Annotated in this window: 16 protein-coding genes and 1 tRNA gene; 13 read left to right on the forward strand and 4 right to left on the reverse strand. The window is 61.2% G+C overall.

Features of this window, described 5'->3' with window-relative positions:
* The first annotated feature begins 275 nt into the window (after nt 1–275).
* The 11 genes from AC25BC_RS07250 (at nt 276) to dhaL (AC25BC_RS07300) (ending at nt 15,007) form a co-directional block, all read left to right on the forward strand.
* Nucleotides 276–1,532: an N-acetylmuramoyl-L-alanine amidase gene (locus AC25BC_RS07250; protein WP_017993635.1), complete on the forward strand. Its 1,257-nt coding sequence runs from the start codon at nt 276–278 to the stop codon at nt 1,530–1,532.
* A 360-nt stretch (nt 1,533–1,892) separates the two neighbouring features.
* Nucleotides 1,893–4,352 carry a penicillin-binding protein 1A gene (locus AC25BC_RS07255; RefSeq protein WP_017993637.1) on the forward strand — a complete coding sequence of 820 codons (2,460 nt, stop codon included), beginning with the start codon at nt 1,893–1,895 and terminating at the stop codon, nt 4,350–4,352.
* Between the two features lie 103 nt (nt 4,353–4,455).
* Nucleotides 4,456–5,587, forward strand: a protein-coding gene (prfB, locus tag AC25BC_RS07260) for a peptide chain release factor 2 (protein WP_012756997.1) whose coding sequence is annotated in 2 segments (ribosomal slippage) — nt 4,456–4,524 and nt 4,526–5,587 — 1,131 coding nt in all. Because the reading frame shifts where the segments join, the coding sequence is not laid out codon by codon here.
* Between the two features lie 319 nt (nt 5,588–5,906).
* Complete coding sequence (locus AC25BC_RS07265; protein ID WP_128439662.1) at nt 5,907–7,385, forward strand: sugar ABC transporter ATP-binding protein; 1,479 nt, start codon at nt 5,907–5,909, stop codon at nt 7,383–7,385.
* Between the two features lie 43 nt (nt 7,386–7,428).
* A complete protein-coding gene (locus tag AC25BC_RS07270; RefSeq protein ID WP_011651405.1) occupies nt 7,429–8,433 on the forward strand; it encodes an ABC transporter permease in 1,005 nt (334 codons plus the stop codon).
* 88 nt (nt 8,434–8,521) lie between these two features.
* Complete coding sequence (locus AC25BC_RS07275) at nt 8,522–9,508, forward strand: substrate-binding domain-containing protein (protein ID WP_128439652.1); 987 nt, start codon at nt 8,522–8,524, stop codon at nt 9,506–9,508.
* Between the two features lie 58 nt (nt 9,509–9,566).
* A complete protein-coding gene (locus AC25BC_RS07280; protein ID WP_012757000.1) occupies nt 9,567–10,337 on the forward strand; it encodes an SDR family oxidoreductase in 771 nt (256 codons plus the stop codon).
* A gap of 22 nt (nt 10,338–10,359) precedes the next feature.
* Entirely contained in the window at nt 10,360–11,355 is a 996-nt protein-coding gene (locus tag AC25BC_RS07285) for a dihydroxyacetone kinase subunit DhaK (protein ID WP_012757001.1), read from the forward strand.
* 15 nt (nt 11,356–11,370) lie between these two features.
* Entirely contained in the window at nt 11,371–12,021 is a 651-nt protein-coding gene (gene dhaL / locus AC25BC_RS07290) for a dihydroxyacetone kinase subunit DhaL (protein ID WP_012757002.1), read from the forward strand.
* A gap of 156 nt (nt 12,022–12,177) precedes the next feature.
* On the forward strand, nt 12,178–14,280 hold the full coding sequence (locus AC25BC_RS07295) for a bifunctional sugar-binding transcriptional regulator/dihydroxyacetone kinase subunit DhaK (protein ID WP_012757003.1): 2,103 nt from the start codon (nt 12,178–12,180) through the stop codon (nt 14,278–14,280).
* A 61-nt stretch (nt 14,281–14,341) separates the two neighbouring features.
* A complete protein-coding gene (dhaL, locus tag AC25BC_RS07300; RefSeq protein ID WP_012757004.1) occupies nt 14,342–15,007 on the forward strand; it encodes a dihydroxyacetone kinase subunit DhaL in 666 nt (221 codons plus the stop codon).
* Nucleotides 15,008–15,066: 59 nt separating this feature from the next.
* Here dhaL (AC25BC_RS07300) and AC25BC_RS07305 read toward each other — a convergent pair whose 3' ends face one another.
* Genes AC25BC_RS07305 through AC25BC_RS07315 form a run of 3 tightly spaced genes read right to left on the reverse strand, consistent with a single transcriptional unit; the run spans nt 15,067 to nt 17,423 of the window.
* The gene (locus tag AC25BC_RS07305; RefSeq protein WP_017993641.1) at nt 15,067–16,095 is read right to left on the reverse strand and encodes an alpha/beta hydrolase family protein; all 1,029 of its coding nucleotides are present in this window, start codon (nt 16,093–16,095) and stop codon (nt 15,067–15,069) included.
* A 34-nt stretch (nt 16,096–16,129) separates the two neighbouring features.
* Nucleotides 16,130–16,645 carry a hypothetical protein gene (locus tag AC25BC_RS07310; protein WP_012757006.1) on the reverse strand — a complete coding sequence of 172 codons (516 nt, stop codon included), beginning with the start codon at nt 16,643–16,645 and terminating at the stop codon, nt 16,130–16,132.
* A gap of 4 nt (nt 16,646–16,649) precedes the next feature.
* Nucleotides 16,650–17,423, reverse strand: a complete 774-nt coding sequence (locus AC25BC_RS07315) for an NAD kinase (RefSeq protein ID WP_017993642.1) — start codon at nt 17,421–17,423, stop codon at nt 16,650–16,652.
* 158 nt (nt 17,424–17,581) lie between these two features.
* Here AC25BC_RS07315 and AC25BC_RS07320 point away from each other — a divergent pair.
* Both AC25BC_RS07320 and AC25BC_RS07325 read left to right on the forward strand, forming a co-directional pair.
* Nucleotides 17,582–17,657, forward strand: a tRNA-Thr gene (locus tag AC25BC_RS07320).
* Between the two features lie 232 nt (nt 17,658–17,889).
* Nucleotides 17,890–18,309 (forward strand): hypothetical protein, encoded by a 420-nt coding sequence (locus tag AC25BC_RS07325; RefSeq protein WP_171815679.1) that lies wholly within the window; start codon nt 17,890–17,892, stop codon nt 18,307–18,309.
* A gap of 29 nt (nt 18,310–18,338) precedes the next feature.
* Here the strand turns inward: AC25BC_RS07325 and AC25BC_RS07330 are convergent, their stop codons facing one another.
* The gene (locus AC25BC_RS07330) at nt 18,339–18,476 is read right to left on the reverse strand and encodes a hypothetical protein (protein ID WP_012757009.1); all 138 of its coding nucleotides are present in this window, start codon (nt 18,474–18,476) and stop codon (nt 18,339–18,341) included.
* Between the last annotated feature and the right edge of the window lies 1 nt (nt 18,477).

The raw sequence follows: 18,477 nt of genomic DNA on the forward strand, positions 1-18,477 counted from the left end.
CGATGACCGGTGTGGCGCCAGGTCCTGATCTGGCTGGCAGCCTTCGCGGCGACTCTATCCCGTCAACACTTTACCCTGAAATTCGTTGTATGTTTTCTGTGTCACAATAGCAAGGGAAAAGCCAAATGTGCCATAATATTGATGGATTTCGCAACGCATAGAAGCTGGGGATAAAGTGATCGCGATTCGGCAGGCTGCAGCGGGTGTTTCGTCACAGGGACGTTGGCCGCAGCCGCGTCGGGTCCATCGCAATACAGATAGGGTGTGGCGGTTTATTGTTTAAGAGGGCTCGGATCGCGGCGAAATCCGCAGCGCGGCGATCGACATTCGCAAGGCGGGTTCTGGCGGCGCTTCTGGTCGTTAGTCTGCTGCCGGCAGCTGCCAGCTCCGTCGAGGCCAAGGATCCGCTGCTTGCCTATGGCGCGCGCATCGTCGGCGACGACGCAAGGACCCGCATCGTCATCGATTTCGATCGCGAGCCGCGTTTCTCCGTCCACTATATCGCCAATCCGGAACGCATCGTCGTCGACTTGCCGGCGACCGCCTTCGGTTTTGCGGCGAAGGATCTTGCCGCCCGCGGCCTGTTCAAGGATATCCGCTACGGCAAGATGGACGAAGAGAGCGCCCGCATCGTGCTGACGACGACAGGGCCGGTGAAGCTGGCGCTTGCCAAGGTGCAGGCCGATGAGACGGGCAACGGCCATCGCCTCGTGCTCGATGCAGAGATGATCGACAAGAAGGCCTTTGCCGAACTGGTGAAGACGCAATCCTGGAGCGACAGGACTGAGGCGGCTCAGACGACGAGCGCCATTCCGGCACCGCAAAAGGCTGCGCCCGGCGATTTCGTCATCGCCGTCGACGCCGGCCATGGCGGCATCGACACCGGCGCGATCGGCGTCGACACCAAGACCGAGGAAAAGCAGGTGACGCTTGCCTTCGCGAAGGCCTTGACCGACCGGCTGAACAAGGAACCGGGCATCAAGGCTTTCCTGACGCGCGAAGATGACGAGTTCCTGTCGCTTTCGCAGCGTGTGCTGATCGCCCGCCAGAATCATGCCGGCCTCTTCATTTCGCTGCATGCCGACACGCTGAAGCAGAAGGATATCCGCGGCGCGACCGTCTACACGATCTCCGACAAGGCATCCGACAAGCTCGCCGCCGACCTTGCTGAACGTGAAAACCTCTCCGACCAGATCGCCGGCAAGGAGACGGTCGCCGAGCCGCCGGAGGTTGCCGACATCCTGCTCGATCTGACGCGGCGCGAGACGCAGGCCTTCTCGATCTCGCTGGCCGAGAGTGTGCTGAATTCTTTCAAGGATCAGGTTGGCACCATCAACAATCCGCACCGTCATGCCGGCTTCCGCGTGCTGCAGGCGCCTGACGTGCCGTCGATCCTTCTCGAGATCGGCTTCCTCTCGAATGCCGAGGACGAGAAACTGCTGCTCGACGAGGCCTGGCGCGGCAAGATCGCCGGTCTCTTGACCGACGCAGTCAAGCGATACCGCGCCGCCGTCATGGCGAATGGCGGCTGACGGCCGCCGCCTAAAGATCTGTAGCGGTTGCAGTACGGCGACATGCATGAAAACAAAGATTTAAGTGCGCCGCATGAATCAAATTCTGAGCAAGATACCTCAGATTGACGGCGGCGCCGGGCGTTGCTTGGATGTGACAGTTCTAATGAAACGCGGCCGCAGCGGTGAATGCGGCGCAGACAGCCCTATTTTGCTCACATTCACGCCGTTACTCCGGCTTATGTTTCGCAGCCTGAGGCGCGGAATTCGGCTTGTGGCGGTAGCGCTCATAGAGTAAGCCGCGCAACGTGCAAATTGCCTTGATCTGTGCAATCGTTGCGGCTGCGCCGATTGAAGATCGAAGAGACCGGTAGCTGAAATATGGTTAGACTTCTTGGATATTTCTTCGGAATGGCCTGCGTCCTGTTTCTGGTCGCGGCGGCGGGTATTGCCATCTATCTCGCCAATGTCGCGAAGGATCTCCCGGACTATGCCGTTCTGAACAGCTATGCGCCGCCGGTGACCACCCGCGTGCACGCCGGCAACGGCGCTCTGATGGCCGAATACGCCAAGGAAAAGCGTCTCTTCCTGCCGATCCAAGCTATTCCCGACCGCGTGAAGGCCGCTTTCCTGTCGGCCGAAGACAAGAATTTCTACAATCACCCGGGCGTTGATCTCACCGGTCTCGGCCGCGCAATCCTCGTCAACCTGCAGAATTTCGGTTCCGGCCGCCGCCCGGTCGGTGCCTCGACAATCACCCAGCAGGTGGCCAAGAATTTCCTTTTGAGCTCGGACCAGACGATCGACCGCAAGATCAAGGAAGCGATCCTCTCCTTCCGTATCGAGCAGGCCTACAGCAAAGACAAGATCCTCGAACTCTACCTGAACGAGATCTTTTTCGGCCTGAATTCCTATGGCATCGCCGGCGCAGCACTCACCTATTTCAACAAATCCGTCACCGAACTGACCGTCGCCGAAGCCGCCTATCTGGCATCGCTGCCGAAGGGTCCTGCCAATTACCATCCGTTCCGCCATCCGGAAGCTGCGCTCGAGCGTCGGAACTGGGTGATCGACCGGATGGTCGAGAACGGCTATGTCAGCCAGCCTGACGGCGAGGAAGCCAAGAAGCAGCCGCTCGGCGTCACCGCCCGCACCACCGGCCCCTCGCTCTTTGCTTCGGATTTTTTCGCCGAAGCCGTGCGCCGCCAACTGATCGACCAGTACGGCGAAAAGGTCCTTTATGAGGGCGGCCTTTCGGTGCGCACGTCGCTCGATCCGCAGATGCAGCTCGCTGCCCGCAAGGCGCTGCAGGACGGTCTGGTCACTTACGACGAGCGCCGCGGTTTCCACGGCCCGATCAAGCAGATCGATGCGAGCGGTGATTGGGGCAAAGCGCTTGCCGATATTCCCGCACTGTCCGATGTGCCGGAATGGCGGCTTGCCGTGGTACTCGCCGTATCCGACTCGAACGTCGACATCGGCCTACAGCCGGGCAAGGATGGAAGCGGCAAGGTTGAGGCCGATCGCCAGCGCGGCACGATCGACGCCAAGAACATGCAGTGGGCCTTCCGTTCGGCCGACGGCGCCCGCAAGACCACGAAATCGCCGGTCGGCGCCGTGTCCCCCGGTGACGTTGTCTATGTCGCAAAGCTCGGTGACAACGCGTCGACCTCCTATCGCCTGCAGCAGCCGCCGAAGGTGCAAGGTGGTCTGGTCGCCATGGATCCGAAGACCGGCCGCGTGCTCGCCATGGTCGGTGGCTTCTCCTACGCCCAGTCCGAGTTCAACCGCGCCACCCAGGCGATGCGTCAGCCGGGCTCCTCGTTCAAGCCTTTCGTCTACGCGGCGGCGATGGACAATGGTTATACGCCGGCTTCGGTCATCATGGACGCGCCGATCGAGATCGTCTCGGGCGGCCAGGTCTGGAGGCCGGAAAACTACGGCGGCGAATCCGGCGGCCCGTCGACGCTGCGTTCGGGCATCGAGCATTCGCGCAATCTGATGACGGTGCGCCTCGCCAACGATCTCGGCATGAACATCGTCGCCGAATATGCCGAGCGCTTCGGCATCTATGATCACATGCTGCCGGTTCTCTCCATGTCGCTCGGCGCCGGCGACACGACGGTGCTGCGCATGGTCTCGGCCTATTCGGTCATCGCCAATGGCGGCAAGCAGATCAAGCCGACATTGATCGACCGCATCCAGGACCGCTACGGCAAGACGATCTTCAAGCATGAGGAGCGTCTCTGCGAGGGCTGCAACGCCGGCGACTGGCAGAACCAGGAAGAGCCGAATATCGTCGACAATCGCGAAACCGTTCTCGACCCGATGACCGCCTACCAGATCACCTCGATGATGCAGGGCGTCATCCAGCGCGGCACCGCTGCCGGCAAGATCGATCTCGGCGGTCGCGACGTCGCCGGAAAGACCGGCACCACCAATGACGAGAAGGATGCCTGGTTCGTCGGCTTCACGCCGGATCTGGTCGCAGGCCTCTATATGGGCTTCGATACGCCGGCCCCGCTCGGCCGCGGCGGCACCGGTGGCGTCTTGTCCGCCCCGATCTTCAACGAATTCATGCAGGCTGCCGTCAAGGACACGCCGGAATCGAAGTTCGTCATTCCATCAGGCATGAACCTGATTTCGATCGACCGCAAGACCGGCATGGCGGCCGGCGAAGGCGATCCGAACACCATCATCGAGGCCTTCAAGCCCGGCACCGGCCCGGCCGACAGCTTCTCCGTGATCGGCATGGACAGCACCATGGCGCCGGAGGAAATCCTGAAGACTTCGCCGCAGGCGAACCAGGCCGTCCAGACCGGCACGCCCGGCCTGTTCTGACCGAGGGCCTGAATTTTATACGCCCGCTGCGGCCCTTTACATCCGCGGCGGGCGTCTCTATGTCACCAGCACCTGAAGAAGACCGAGACAGAGAAGCAGGAAAATGCGAGCGGAAATCGAAAACGTGGTCGATGAAACCAAGCAGGCTATCACCCTGCTGAGGAGGCATCTTTGACTGGGACCAAGCGATAAGACGGCTGGACTGGTTGAACAACAAGGCAGAGGATCCGAACCTCTGGAACGACGCTTCCGAAGCGCAGAAGCTGATGCGCGAACGCCAGCAGCTCGATGACGGCATCAACGGCGTCAAGCAGCTCGAACAGCAGCTGAACGACAATATCGAGCTGATCGAGCTTGGTGAGGAAGAGGGCGACCAGAGCGTCGTCAAGGAAGCCGAAGACACGCTGAAGGCCTTGAAGGCCGAGGCCGCGCGCCGCCAGGTGGAAGCCATGCTCTCCGGCGAAGCCGATGGCAACGACACCTATCTCGAAGTCCATTCCGGCGCCGGCGGCACCGAAAGCCAGGACTGGGCGAACATGCTTTTGCGCATGTACACCCGCTGGGCCGAACGCCAGCGCTTCAAGGTCGAGCTTCTCGAAGTCCATGATGGCGAAGAGGCGGGCATCAAGTCCGCGACACTGCTCGTCAAGGGTCATAATGCCTATGGCTGGCTGAAGACGGAATCGGGCGTACACCGGCTGGTGCGCATCTCGCCCTACGACAGCAATGCGCGCCGCCACACCTCCTTCTCGTCGATCTGGGTCTATCCGGTTGTCGACGACTCGATCCAGATCGAGATCAACGAAAGCGACTGCCGCATCGATACCTATCGTTCGTCGGGCGCCGGCGGCCAGCACGTCAACACCACCGACTCGGCCGTGCGCATCACGCATATCCCGACGGGCATCGTCGTGCAGTGCCAGCAGGAGCGCTCGCAGCACAAGAACCGCGCCAAGGCCTGGGACATGCTGCGTGCCCGCATGTATGAAGCCGAATTGAAGAAGCGTGAGGACGCCGCCAGTGCCGAAGCCGCTTCCAAGACGGAGATCGGCTGGGGCCACCAGATCCGCTCCTACGTGTTGCAGCCCTATCAGATGGTCAAGGACCTGCGCACCGGCGTCGCCAGCAGCGCGCCGGACGACGTTCTCGACGGCGACCTGAACGAGTTCATGGAAGCAGCACTTGCCCATCGCATCAGCGGCGCCGCCGATGCGGTCGTCGAGGATGTCGACTGATCGGATTGACGATAGATTGAAGTAACAAAGCCCCGGAGACGGGGCTTTTTTGTTTTGGAAGGCTGGCAAGTCCGGCGCGCTTCAGCGGCTCGATCGTCGAGGCGATCATAGCTCTGGTTCGGCGTAAGAACTTATCGTTTCACCTCGAGACGATGGCGGAAGGTCCGCTGAGCCGCCCTCGCATTTATATGTTCGACACTGACTTGACATTTGTCGAGTCGATATCGAATAATGTCATTGTCGATATCGGGGCTGGAGATCACCGATGTCGATCGGCTCCCGCCAATCGGTTGCCGGTGCATGTGTGGAGGAGAAAAGGGTGGAGCTTTTGCTGGATGTGGAAGGGCTGAAGAAGTCCTTTGGTGGTGTCGCGGCATTGCGCGACGGCCGCTTCGAACTTCGCGCCGGCTCGGTCCACGCACTTTGCGGCGGCAACGGCGCAGGCAAGTCGACCTTTCTCAAGATCCTCATGGGTATCCATAATCGCGATGCTGGCTCGATCCGCCGTCGTGGCAAGGACGTGGACTTTGCCGGTCCCGCCGACGCGCTCGCCTCCGGCATTGCCATCATCGAGCAGGAGCTAAGTCCGGTTCCGCACATGACGGTGGCGGAAAACATCTATCTCGGCCGCGAGCCCTCGACACGTTTCGGCGGTATCGATTTCCGGACGATGAACCGCTCCGCCCAAGGGCTTCTCGACGATCTCGAATTCGATATTCGCGCCACCCAATACATGATGAACCTCTCCGTTGCGCAGATGCAGCTCGTCGAGATCGCCAAGGCGCTAAGCCACGATGCCGAGGTCATCTTCATGGATGAGCCAACCTCGGCAATCGGTGAGAAAGAGGCTCAGCAGCTCTTCGCGGCCATCCGGCGCCTGAAGGAGCAGGGACGTGGCATCGTCTATGTTTCGCACCGGCTTTCGGAAATCTTCCAGATCGCCGATTCCTATACCGTGTTTCGCGACGGCGCCTATGTCGGCAGCGGAGACCTCAAGCAGATCAGCCGTCCTGATCTCATCCGGATGATCGTTGGCCGGGAACTGGCCGAGGAATATGTCAAGACCAATACGCCGACATCCGAAACCGGCCTCGAGGTTACGGCGCTGAGTTGCCCGAACAAGATCGAGGACATTTCCTTCTCCGCCCGCAAGGGCGAGATCTTCGGCATCTACGGGCTGATGGGCTCGGGCCGAACCGAGATCTTCAATTGCCTTTTTGGCCTCGAAAAATCCTCCGACGGCAGGATCGTCGTCGATGGTGCCCGCATCTCCGTGTCGAAGCCGGCGGATGCGATGGCAAATGGCCTGGCGCTGGTGACGGAGGATCGCAAGCTGACGGGCCTCAATCTCTCCGACTCCGTTCGCGCCAACATCTGTATGGCAAGCTTACCGGAGATGAGCCCTTCCTTTGCCATGAGCCGCCGTCGCGAGGCCGAGGCCAGTCGTCGGATCCAGGCGCAATTTCAGATCAAGGCCGCCCGTGACACCATGCCGGTCTCGGGCCTGTCAGGCGGCAATCAGCAGAAAGTGGTGCTCGGAAAATGGTTCCTGCGCAATCCGAAGGTGCTGCTCCTCGATGAGCCGACACGTGGCGTCGATGTCGGCGCCAAGCGCGAAATCTACCGCATCATCTGTGATTTTGCCGCGGCCGGCGGAACGGTCGTGATGATCTCATCGGAAATCGACGAAGTTCTGGGCATGTCGGACCGTATCATGGTGATGCGCGCCGGTAGGAGCGCGGGAATTTACAGCCGGGAGGAAACGGATGCCCAATCACTCGTCCACCTATCGACCTGATCAGGATCAGGTCATCCTTACGGCGCCAGAGGAGCGAGCAAGAGTGTCAGAGAGCGATGATAGCAATGCCGGCGGCTGGTTCAGTTCGGATCGGCGGCGGCTGTTGATACAGGAATACGGTATCTTTCTCGCTTTTCTGCTTCTCGTGGTGGTCCTTTCGTTCTCGAACGAGTTCTTCCTGACCGGCGGCAATATTTCCAATGTGCTCCTGCAGACTTCGATCAACGGCGTGCTTGCCATCGGCATGACCTTCGTGATCCTGACGCGCGGCATCGATCTTTCGGTCGGCTCCGTCGTGGCGCTTGCCGGCATTGTCAGCGCCAGCTTCTCGACGACCTCCGCTACGGCGGCGATCGCCGGTGCGCCCTATCCGGTGGCCATCGGACTTGCGGTCGGCATCCTGGTTGGCGTTGCCTGCGGCGCGATTTCAGGGGCGATCGTCTCGCGATTTTCCGTTCCGGCCTTCGTCGCCACTCTTGGCATGCTTTCGGCCGCGCGCGGCTTGACGCTGATCTATGGCGGCGGTCGCCCCGTTCCCGCGCTGACGCCGGCCTTCCGGTGGATCGGCACCGGCGACGTCTTCGGCATTCCGGCCCCCGTCATCATTCTCGCCGTCGTTTTCGCGGCTTCGTGGTGGATACTCAGCCGGACGCGCTTCGGCCGCTACATCTATGCCGTCGGAGGCAATCCGCATGCGGCAAAGACCTCCGGTATCGACATCGGCCGCATTCGTTTCACTGTCTATGTCATTTCCGGCGGTCTTGCCGGTCTTGCCGGCATGCTGCTCAGCGCCCGGACGGGATCGGCCCTGCCGCAGGCGGGCATTGCCTATGAGCTGGACGCGATTGCGGCGGTCGTCATCGGCGGCACTAGTCTGTCGGGTGGTGTCGGCCGGGTGACGGGCACGCTGATCGGTGCGCTCATCATCGGCGTCATGAACAACGGCCTCGATCTGATGGGGATCCAATCCTACTACCAGCAGGTCCTGAAAGGTGCCCTGATCGTCGGCGCTGTGATGCTCGACCAGAAGCGAACTTACGGGGCCTGAGCCCCATCGGAAACCGTGCCGGCCCTTGCCGGCCTGTTGCAGAGGCGAGCCATGTCGGCCGCTAAAACTTAAAGTGGAGGAAATTGAGATGAGAAAGCTTATGATTGCGCTCGCTTCGGCGACTGCTTTGCTGGCCTCGTCGGCCGTGGCCCAGGAAAAGATCAAGATCGGGGCAGCCCCTTACGGCCTCAATGCGGAGTTCATGCAGATCTGGGCGGCGGCGATGCAGGAGCACCCGGCCGTCAAGAGCGGGGAGGTCGAGCTGACTGTTTTCGACGGTCGCTATGACGCGTTGGTTCAGCAGGATCAGTTCAAGACGATGGTCACGCAGAAATACAATGCGATCGTCTTTGCACCGATCGACGTCGATGCAGGCGCAGCAGCCGTACAGTCGGCGGTGGATGCCGGCATTCCGGTGATCGGTTCGAACACCCGCGTCAATTCCGACCTGCTGACCTCCTATGTCGGTTCCGACGATACCATCTCGGGCTACATGGAAGCCAAGACCGTCCTCGACAAGCTCGGCTGCAAGGGCAATGTCGTCATCCTCGAAGGCCCGGTCGGTCAGTCCGCACAGATCTCGCGCCTGGAAGGCAATAAGAAGGCGCTCGCCGAATGCCCTGACGTGAAGGTCCTCGAAGACCAGACGGCGAACTGGTCACGTGCCGAAGCGCAGACGCTGATGGAAAACTGGCTGACCGCGCATCCGAAACAGATCAACGGCGTGATCGGCCAGAACGACGAGATGGCGCTCGGCGCCATCGAGGCGATCAAGGCTGCGGGGCTCGACGAGAAGAGCTTTGCGATCGCGGGCATCGACGGCATCACCGACGCTCTTCGCGCCGTCAAGGCCGGCGAGATGACGTCGATCCTGCAGGACGCACGTGCACAGGCTCAGGGCGCTCTCGACCTGGCCATCTTCCACGCCAAGAAGGGCGACTACAAGCCGCAGTCCGATATCTGGGCGACCTACAAGGATATGCCGTGGAACGACGGCAAGGACAAGAACTACAATGTGCCGTGGACGCCGGTGACGGCCGACAATGTCGACAAGCTGCTCGCAACACGTAAATAATCCATTGTGTGGGGCGGGTGCGCCCGCCCCATTTCTCAGACAAGCCGGGAAAAGATCCATGACCGATTCAAAACAGATTGATCTGAATTTTTCGCTGGGCGGCAAGGTCGCCCTGGTAACGGGCGGCGCCTCCGGCATCGGCGATGCCATCGCATCGGCATTTGCCGCCAAGGGCGCGGTCGTCGGCGTGATCGACATCAATGAAACGGTCGCGAAATCCAAGGCCGACGCCCTCGGAAATGGCGCGAAATCCTTCGTCTGCGACGTTTCCAACCCGCAATCGGTGGAAGCCGTCATCGCTGCGGCGCAGGCGGCCTTTGCCCATATCGATATCGTCGTCAACAGCGCCGGTGTCGCCATGCTCGCCCCCGCCGAGGATCTCACCCTGGAGGCCTGGGACAGAACCATAGACATCAATCTCAAGGGAACGTTCCTCGTCTGTCAGGCTGTAGGCCGGGTCATGCTCAAGGCGGGCAGCGGCGGCAGGATCATCAATATCGCCTCGCAGGCCGGCACGGTCGCCATCGATCAGCACGTGGCCTATTGCGCCTCCAAATTCGGCGTCATTGGCCTTTCCAAGACGCTCGCCGCCGAGTGGGGGAAATACGGCATAACCGTCAATACGATTTCGCCGACGGTGGTTCTAACCGAGCTTGGAAGAAAGGCCTGGGATAACCCGCGCGGAGAGGAGCTGAAGAAGCGCATCCCGACGGGACGCTTCGCCTATCCCGAGGAGATCGCTGCGGCGGCGGTGTTTCTGGCATCGAGCGGCGCCGAGATGATCAACGGCGCGGATCTTCTGATCGATGGCGGCTATACCATTGTCTGACACGCGGAAAACAGGAGGAACCATGCAGCGGTTTATCAACAATCCGGACGAGGTCGTCGAGGATACGGTCAAGGGCTTCGTCAAGGCGCATGCCGATATGGTCAGGCTCGGCAACGGCAATCCGCGCGTCATCGTTGCGCGCCATGCGCCCGTCGCGGGCAAGGTCGGCGTCATCACCGGCGGTGGTTCCGGCCATGAGCCCGCCTTTATCGGCTATACCGGACGCAACATGCTGGATGCCGTCGCGGTGGGTGAGCTGTTTTCGTCGCCGACGGCCAAGAGTTTTCTCGATGCCGCGCGCGAGGCCAATGGCGGCAACGGCGTCGTCTGCCTCTACGGCAATTATGCCGGTGACAACATGAACGTGAAGATGGCGATCAAGCTTGCCGCCAAGGAGGGCATCACGATCGCGACCGTCGTCGCCAATGACGATGTATGTTCGGCCGGACCGGACGAGCGCGAGAAGCGACGTGGCGTCGCCGGCGAGATATTCATGTGGAAATGCGCAGGCGCCAAAGCGGAGCAGGGGGCGAGCCTCGAGGAAGTGCAGGCGACAGCGCAAAGGGCGATCGACAATTGCCGCTCCATCGGCATCGGCCTCGGTCCCTGCACGCTGCCCGCCGTTGGGCATCCCAACTTCCAGATTGCGCCGGGCACGATGGAAGTCGGCATTGGCCATCACGGCGAGCCGGGGGTCCGGGTCGAGCCGTTGAAGCCTGCCGCCGAGGTCGCACGCGAAATGGCCAGGATCGTTCTGGACGATCACGGCCTGGCATCGGGAACCGAAGTGGCCGTCATCGTCTCCGGCCTCGGCGCGACGCCCTTGAACGAGCTTTATATCCTTCACGACACGATCGAAACCGAGATTACCGGGCGCGGACTGAAAATCTACAAGACCTATATCGGTAATTACTTCACCTCGTTGGAAATGGTCGGTGCGACGCTGACCGTCATGGCGCTTGACGACGAGTTGAAGACGCTACTCGACGTCGATGTCCACTGCCCGGCAATGCCTTGATGGGAGACCAAGCGAATGCAGCAATTTGACAACGCTTCCTCAGGCGACATCGTTTTCTCGCTCGCGGATCGGATCATCGAGAATCGCGCTTATCTCAGCGAGATTGACGGCAAGATCGGCGATGGCGATCATGGGGTTAACATGGCCAAGGGATTTGGCATGGCAGCCGAACGGATCAAGGGCGCAGACATGTCGCTCGCCGAAGCTCTCGACACGCTCGGCACGGTGCTGATGACGGAAATCGGCGGGTCCATGGGGCCGCTCTACGGCGTCATGTTCATTCAGTTCGCTGAAACGATCGAAAAGGCTGCGCAGATCGATGCGGGGATGTTCAGCGCAATGCTGCACAATGGTCTTGAAGGTATTCAGGCGATCGGGTCCGCAAAAGTGGGCGACAAGACCCTTCTCGATGCGCTCGTGCCCGCCATAGAGGCGTTCGATCTGGCCAATAGCGACGGAAAGTCGTTTGCGGAATCGCTGAATGTTCTCGTCGCAGCGGCGGAGGCCGGCCGGGACAGCACCCGCGATCTGGTGGCAAGGATCGGCCGGGCAAGCAGGCTCGGCGAACGTTCGCTTGGCGTTCTGGATGCTGGCGCCACTTCCTGCGCGCTGATCCTCCAGTCGCTCGCGCTTGGCGTAGAGGCAAGGCTTCGGCCATCCGCATAAAAACAGCGGGTTTTGGTGAGAGCCCCGTGATCCTCCCGAGTATCACCTTTCCGGCTGCGTTGGCGGCCGGAAATCATTGTGCGGAGAATGTTGAAAACCGGAGCCTTTGCGCTCATCTTCGCGGGCGATTTGAACATCGCAGGGAAACCAGGAAGCATGACCGTCAAGACATCATCAGCGCGGAAGAACGGTAGCGTGCGAAACAGCGCTGACGATGCGTCGGAACCCATCCCGCTGCGGTTTGGCGATGATCCCTATGTCTGGGCCTGCTGGCTCTATTATGAGGACGGCATGACGCAGGGCGACATTGCCGATACCATGGGAATTTCGCGGGCAACGGTGAACAGCTATCTCGCCGATGCGCGCGCCCGCGGAATCGTCAATATCTCCATCGAGCCGGCGCGCCTGAGTTCGCTGACGATTGCTCAGGAGTTGAAACGGCATTTCGGTCTGCAGGACTGTCTCGTCGTTCCGAGCGACGACAATACCCGCCCGCTCATCGACCGTCTCGGGCGCGCAGGCGCTCAAGCGCTGCAGAGGCTTGTGAAATCCGGTGATACGCTGGCCGTCGTCTGGGGCCGCACGGTCATGGCGGTCGGTGAGCAGACCTCGATAAGTGGCCTGCAGGACGTCACCGTGGTCCAGGCAACCGGCGGAACCAGTGCGACATTCGCCTATACACCCGAACTTTGCGCAGCCGCCTTTGCCGATGCCGTGGACGCGCGGCTGATCAATATCGCAGCTCCGGCAATCGTATCCGCTCCCGATGTCCGCAATATCCTGTTGCGCGAGCCATTGATCGAAAGTCAGTTCGAGGCGCTTTCACACGCCAACAAGGTGATTTTCGGTATCGCCTCCATGCGCCCCAATTCGACCATCCATACCAGCGGATTCTTCGAATCGGTATCGTTGCAGCAATATCTGGCAAAGGATGCCGCAGGCATCGTCGCCGGACGTTTCATCGACGGGCAGGGCCGCCCGGTCGCGGGGCCGCTTGACGACCGCACGATCGGAATATCACTCGACATGCTGAAGAAGATCGGTCTGCGTATCGCTGTCGCCGGCGGTTTCGACAAGGTGCCGGCAATCCTCGCAGCCCTTCGCGGCGGCTATGTCAACGTGCTGATCACCGACGCCGCGACGGGTCGCGGCATCCTGCATGCGGACGGTGTGACGGAGGTCGACCAGAAGCTTTTACAGCGCCCGAGGGTCGAAATTGGCACGCCGCCGTCAGCGACCGGTTTTCGCACTCACATCAAGAAATTTCTGAACAACCCCGACGAGGTCGTCGAGGAAATGCTCTATGGCGCAGTGAAGGCGCACGCTGCCTATCTCGCGCCGGTCGACAGTTCTCGCCGTGCGCTCGTTGCCCGGACGGGACCGCGCGCCGGCAAGGTCGGTCTTGTGATCGGCGGCGGCACGGGACACGAGCCTGCGTTCTTCGGCTATGTCGGGAAGGGGCTTGCCGATGCCGTTGCTGTCGGCAATATCTTCTCGTCTCCGCCTCCCGGCCCGATCCTTCAATGCACCAGGGCGGCGTCCGGCGGAGAGGGTGTGCTTTTCGTCTACGGCAACTATGCCGGCGACGTCATGAATTTCGAGATGGCAGCCGAGATGGCGGCGGAGGAAAACATCGCGGTCCGCACGGTCGTGACGACGGACGACATCGCCTCATCGCCGCTGGAAGACAGGGAGGGCCGGCGCGGCGTCGCCGGCAATTTCTTCATCTTCAAGGTCGCCGGAGCGGCCTGCGACCGCGGGCTGTCGCTTGCCGCCTGCGAAACGGCGACGCGCAAGGCCAACGCACGGACATTTACGATGGGCGTTGCATTGGAACCGTGCTCGCTTCCCCAGACCCGTCGCCACAACTTTGAAATTGGCCCCGACGACATCGAGATCGGCATGGGCATCCATGGTGAACCCGGCGTCATTCGCGAAAAGATGATGACCGCCGATGAAATCACCGATCGGGTGATGGATCGCATATTCGCGGAAATGAAGCCGGCATCGGGCGACCGCGTCGCAGTATTGGTCAATTCCTTCGGCGCAACGCCGCTGATGGAGCTCTATATTCTCTTCCGACGTGTCGAGCAGCGGCTGAGTGCGAAAGGCATCGCGATAGAGGCGAATTGGGTGGGACACTATTGCACCTCGCTCGACATGGTCGGTGCATCCATATCGATCTTGCACCTCGATCAGGAATTGACGGAGTTGTTGCATCATCCTTGCGATACCGCGTTCCTGCGGGTCGCGAACTGAAGGTATAAGCGATGCGCCCGGCTGACACGGGCCGCATCCTGCTCGAACTGGGAGGATCATGATGTCGGAAAGCGCGGCGCGCCACCTTAGCAGGATGTTTCATCGCATCTCCGTTGCGATCACGGCGGAGAAGGACCGTCTCTCGGATCTGGACGGGGCTATCGGCGACGCCGATCATGGAATCACCATGGTGCTCGGCTTCACGGCGGTGAACGGGGAACTCGCAAAACTCGACCTCGATCACATGCTTCCATCAGAGGTGTTCACGTCGGCGGCGACAGCCTTTCTGAATGCCGTCGGTGCATCCACGGGACCGCTTTACGCCACGGCATTTCGCAGGGCTGCCCAGGTCCTGAAAGAGGACCAACACCTTTCAACCGCCGATCAGGCGGCGATCGTCGAGGCGATGACGGCCGGCATCAGGGAGCGTGGAAAGGGCCAGCGCGGCGACAAGACGATGCTCGATGCCTGGATCCCCGCGACCGAAGCCGCCGTCACTGCGCGGGCGCGGGCGGCCGGAAGCCTCGAAATGTGGACCAGCATATTGGAGGCGGCCGAAACCGGTGCGAATTCGACCCGTTCCATGGTTGCAACTCGGGGAAGAGCGGCCCGGCTCGGCGAGAGGTCGCTCGGACATATCGATCCAGGCGCGGCCTCGGCAGTCATCATCCTTCGCGCGATGAAGGAAACCTTCGCCGGTGACACTGTGAAAGAGCAGGATCGGTGACAGCATTTGCATGCAGGGTCATCTGCGCGGAGCAAATGCGTCTTACCGCCGGGGGCTCCTCAATTCGTCGTCTTTTCCGCGATGATGCCGCTGTCTTGAAACAGCGCTGCCGACAGATCGGCAATCTCTTCATGAACGGCTGCGCGCTCGATGCCCGGGGGATCGGTAAAGAGTTCTGCCGCAAAGGCAAGGCCGAGCGCCGTGCCCTCTGGCACGAAGACATAATGCCCAAGGCCGCCGCCGAAGATTTTAAGGACGCTGCGCCGCAGCCGCGCATGTAGCCACGACGAACATTCTTCGGCCGGTGCTGCCTTGTCGGCATCACCGACCAGGATAAGGGCGGGCGCATCGACAGCGTTCAGGCTTTCCTCGCTGAAACCGAGAACGGACCGACCCGGCGCGCAGATGAGGGCGGCCCTGATTCTGTCATCTCGGTAGGACTTCGACATCCGGGACCACGAATCGCGAAACACATCGCTGGTGCGCAGCAATGCCGGGATATGATCGGCAAGGTCGGGAAATTCTCTCGGTCCGCGCGCGCCACCCGGCTTCATCCTCGATGGTTCGAACTGCGAGAACTGGGCGATAGCGCCAAGCAGCAGCATCACGCCATAGGCTCCGGCCGAAAATCCGGCTGCGAAGACACTGTTCGTATCGATATGGCCTGAGAGATCGCTGAGCCACGCATCCCGGTGGTCGAGCATGTAGCTGAGATCAGGCGCCCGCTCCCAGAGGCAGGCAAAGCCTTCAGCGCGATAGGGCTCGATGCCGGTATTGCCGTGATGGCTGACGCCGAGCGCGGCAAATCCGCGATCGACCAGGCGTCGCGCCAGCCACTCCAGCCCGGCCGCGGATCCGCCGGTGCCATGCGACAACAGGACAAGGGGATAGGGCCTGGCCTCCGGCCGGATGGGTGCATCGCGGGCGACGGCCGCTTTCTGGAACCAGCTTCTTTCCGGTATATCGCTTTTCCGCGCGTCATCGGCGGCGGGGTACCAGAGGGACCAACTGATGGGTCTGGGTCCGGCGGCGTCCCAGTCCGACCTCTTCTCGTCGTAGAGGACGCCGTCGCGAAAGCCCAGTTTCATCTCTTGGATGCCCCCCTGAACAATTCCCAGCCGTTCAATTCGTCGCCTTCTCAACGGTGATGTCGCCGAATTCGTCGATCAGCACGGTCCAGCCATCCGGCTCCGCGGCGGGGTCGGTCTTCAGATAGACCGTGGCGAAGAGCCCCGGCTGCTTGATGATGCCGTTGGAATTCTCGGGGCGGATATCGGTCACGTAAGGCTTCAGGTCGCTGAACTCCTGCAACTCGATGGTCGAGGCGATCGCCGGGCCGGCCTCGGTCTGGGCAATCTGCTGCAGATAGACCTTCGAGGTTCTGTCCGGCTGGCGCACGGCAAAGAGCTTGTAGTAGCCGTGGCGCTGCGTCCCTTCTCCTTCGGAGCCGGCAACGCTCTCGGCGCCCGTCGGTGCCCGCTCGACATCAGGTGCGTTGCCGTCGTCCTCCCAATAGCCGGTGCTGGTCGCGAAAATCACCGATGCCGGCAGGAGGGCATCCTGCGCCGGCGCGGCCTGCGCTGTGATGCTCCATCCCGCAAGCAGGAGGCTGGTCATCAATATCCGTCGCATTGCCATCGTCTCAATCCTTGAACTGCTCGGCGAGAATACGGTCGGACCAGGAGCGGTCGGGATCAGAAAGAATGCGCGCCGTCACATGCTCCGACTGGGCGATGCGGATATGCAGCACCGACTTGACCTCGGTATTGTCGGCCACCGCATTCACCGGCCGCTTCTCCGGCTCGAGAATGTCGATATCGACGGTCACCTTGTTCGGCAGCAGAGCACCTCTCCAGCGCCGCGGCCTGAAAGCGCTGACCGGCGTCATGGCGAGCAGCGGCGCCTCGAGCGGCAGGATCGGGCCATGGGCGGAAAGATTATAAGCCGTCGATCCGGCAGGTGTCGCCACCATCAGCCCGTCGCAGATCAGTTCTTCCAGACGCACGCGCCCGTCCACCATAACCCTCAGATTCGCGGCTTGATAGGACTGGCGAAAAAGATAGACCTCGTTGATGGCGAGCGCCGTCGAGTTGGTGCCGTCGGCGTTGGCCGTCGTCATCTGCAATGGCCGGAAGACGTTTTCGACGGCGACGCAGATTCGTTCCTGAAGCCGGTCTGTACGATAGTCGTTCATCAGGAAGCCGACCGAGCCGCGATTCATGCCGTAAACCAGCTTGCCGGAGTTCATGGTGTTGTGCAGCGTCTGCAGCATGAAACCGTCGCCACCGAGCGCGACGATGACGTCGGCTTCGTCAGCCGGTACGTCACCATAGAGGCCAATCAACTCCTCACGCGCGGCAAGCGCCTCCGTCGTCGGTGAGGCGAGAAAGGAAAGCGTCTGAAATGAACGGCCCATGCAATGCCCTTTATGATGCTACCCTAGCTAAAGGATAAAGCCCTTGTGCGACAAGGGCGTTTTCTATCGCCAAGCGTTTTGAGCTGCAGCCGACCAGTCGACGCAGACACGGATTTCCCCTTTACAGAATCATAGAATCTGCTAGTTGGGCAATTATTGCCCTTGTAGCTCAGTTGGTAGAGCACCTGATTTGTAATCAGGGGGTCCCGGGTTCGAACCCTGGCGGGGGCACCAGCCTACGCTCCGTGAGCTTCGGCTCGGCGAGCCGAAGAGAGCAGCTAAGCGGAGGCTGTCGCGTCGTAGTTCCGTCAGGAACGAAGGCGGACTGGTTCCAGAATGCTCTGGTTGGCTGCACCATCTTTCCCCTACGATACCGCCTTCTAAACCGTAGCCTGGGTTCGACGTTGCTTCGATCGATCGCACCAGCAGACTTTTCAGACAGCACGTATCGTTTGATGAACCGCGTGTGAAGGGCTGCTTCACCGCCAATTCAGCCGCGTCCGCTTATCTTCGCCTCATCATCAACGAGGAAACAGCCATGAAGCTCGCACATCTCTTTCTCGCCGCAACCATTTCCGTCGGTGCGGCTTTCGCGTCCGTGGCACCGGCCGCCGCCATGCCGGCCGAGCGGCCGACGGTGTCGACGCAGGGCGATATCGTTCAAATACGTGATGGCTGGCGAGGTGATCGCGACCGTGATGACCGTGGCTGGCGAGGCGATCGCGACCGTGACGATCGTGGCTGGCGCGATGGGCGCGATTGGCGCCGGTCCGACTGGCGCGATGATCGCCGTCACTGGCGGCGGTGGCGTGCCGAGCGTTGGCAGGAGCGCCGCGAGTGGCGCGATCGCGATCGTGGTATGCCGTTCTGGCTCTACCGCAGCTGACGATAAAGGCCCGGTCATCCGGGCCTTACTCATTGAGTGACGGGTTCGTTGACGCTCGCCTCGATCCTGTCGCCATTGCCGGTCTGTCCAGCGCCGGAGGGCGACATCATCGCGATGCTGAGTACGGAGGCGACCATGAAGGCGACGACGGCGATCATTATGCGCATA

It is taken from the genome of Rhizobium sp. WSM409 (genome assembly GCF_057653825.1).

Bases quoted from the DNA above. Each gene is read 5' to 3' on its own strand.
- AC25BC_RS07255 (WP_017993637.1), top strand. From the start codon at position 1,893: ATGGTTAGACTTCTTGGATATTTCTTCGGAATGGCCTGCGTCCTGTTT.
- AC25BC_RS07275 (WP_128439652.1), top strand. From the start codon at position 8,522: ATGAGAAAGCTTATGATTGCGCTCGCTTCGGCGACTGCTTTGCTGGCC.
- AC25BC_RS07280 (WP_012757000.1), top strand. From the start codon at position 9,567: ATGACCGATTCAAAACAGATTGATCTGAATTTTTCGCTGGGCGGCAAG.
- AC25BC_RS07285 (WP_012757001.1), top strand. From the start codon at position 10,360: ATGCAGCGGTTTATCAACAATCCGGACGAGGTCGTCGAGGATACGGTC.
- dhaL (WP_012757002.1), top strand. From the start codon at position 11,371: ATGCAGCAATTTGACAACGCTTCCTCAGGCGACATCGTTTTCTCGCTC.
- AC25BC_RS07295 (WP_012757003.1), top strand. From the start codon at position 12,178: ATGACCGTCAAGACATCATCAGCGCGGAAGAACGGTAGCGTGCGAAAC.
- dhaL (WP_012757004.1), top strand. From the start codon at position 14,342: ATGTCGGAAAGCGCGGCGCGCCACCTTAGCAGGATGTTTCATCGCATC.
- AC25BC_RS07305 (WP_017993641.1), bottom strand. From the start codon at position 16,095: ATGAAACTGGGCTTTCGCGACGGCGTCCTCTACGACGAGAAGAGGTCG.
- AC25BC_RS07310 (WP_012757006.1), bottom strand. From the start codon at position 16,645: ATGGCAATGCGACGGATATTGATGACCAGCCTCCTGCTTGCGGGATGG.
- AC25BC_RS07315 (WP_017993642.1), bottom strand. From the start codon at position 17,423: ATGGGCCGTTCATTTCAGACGCTTTCCTTTCTCGCCTCACCGACGACG.
- AC25BC_RS07330 (WP_012757009.1), bottom strand. From the start codon at position 18,476: ATGCGCATAATGATCGCCGTCGTCGCCTTCATGGTCGCCTCCGTACTC.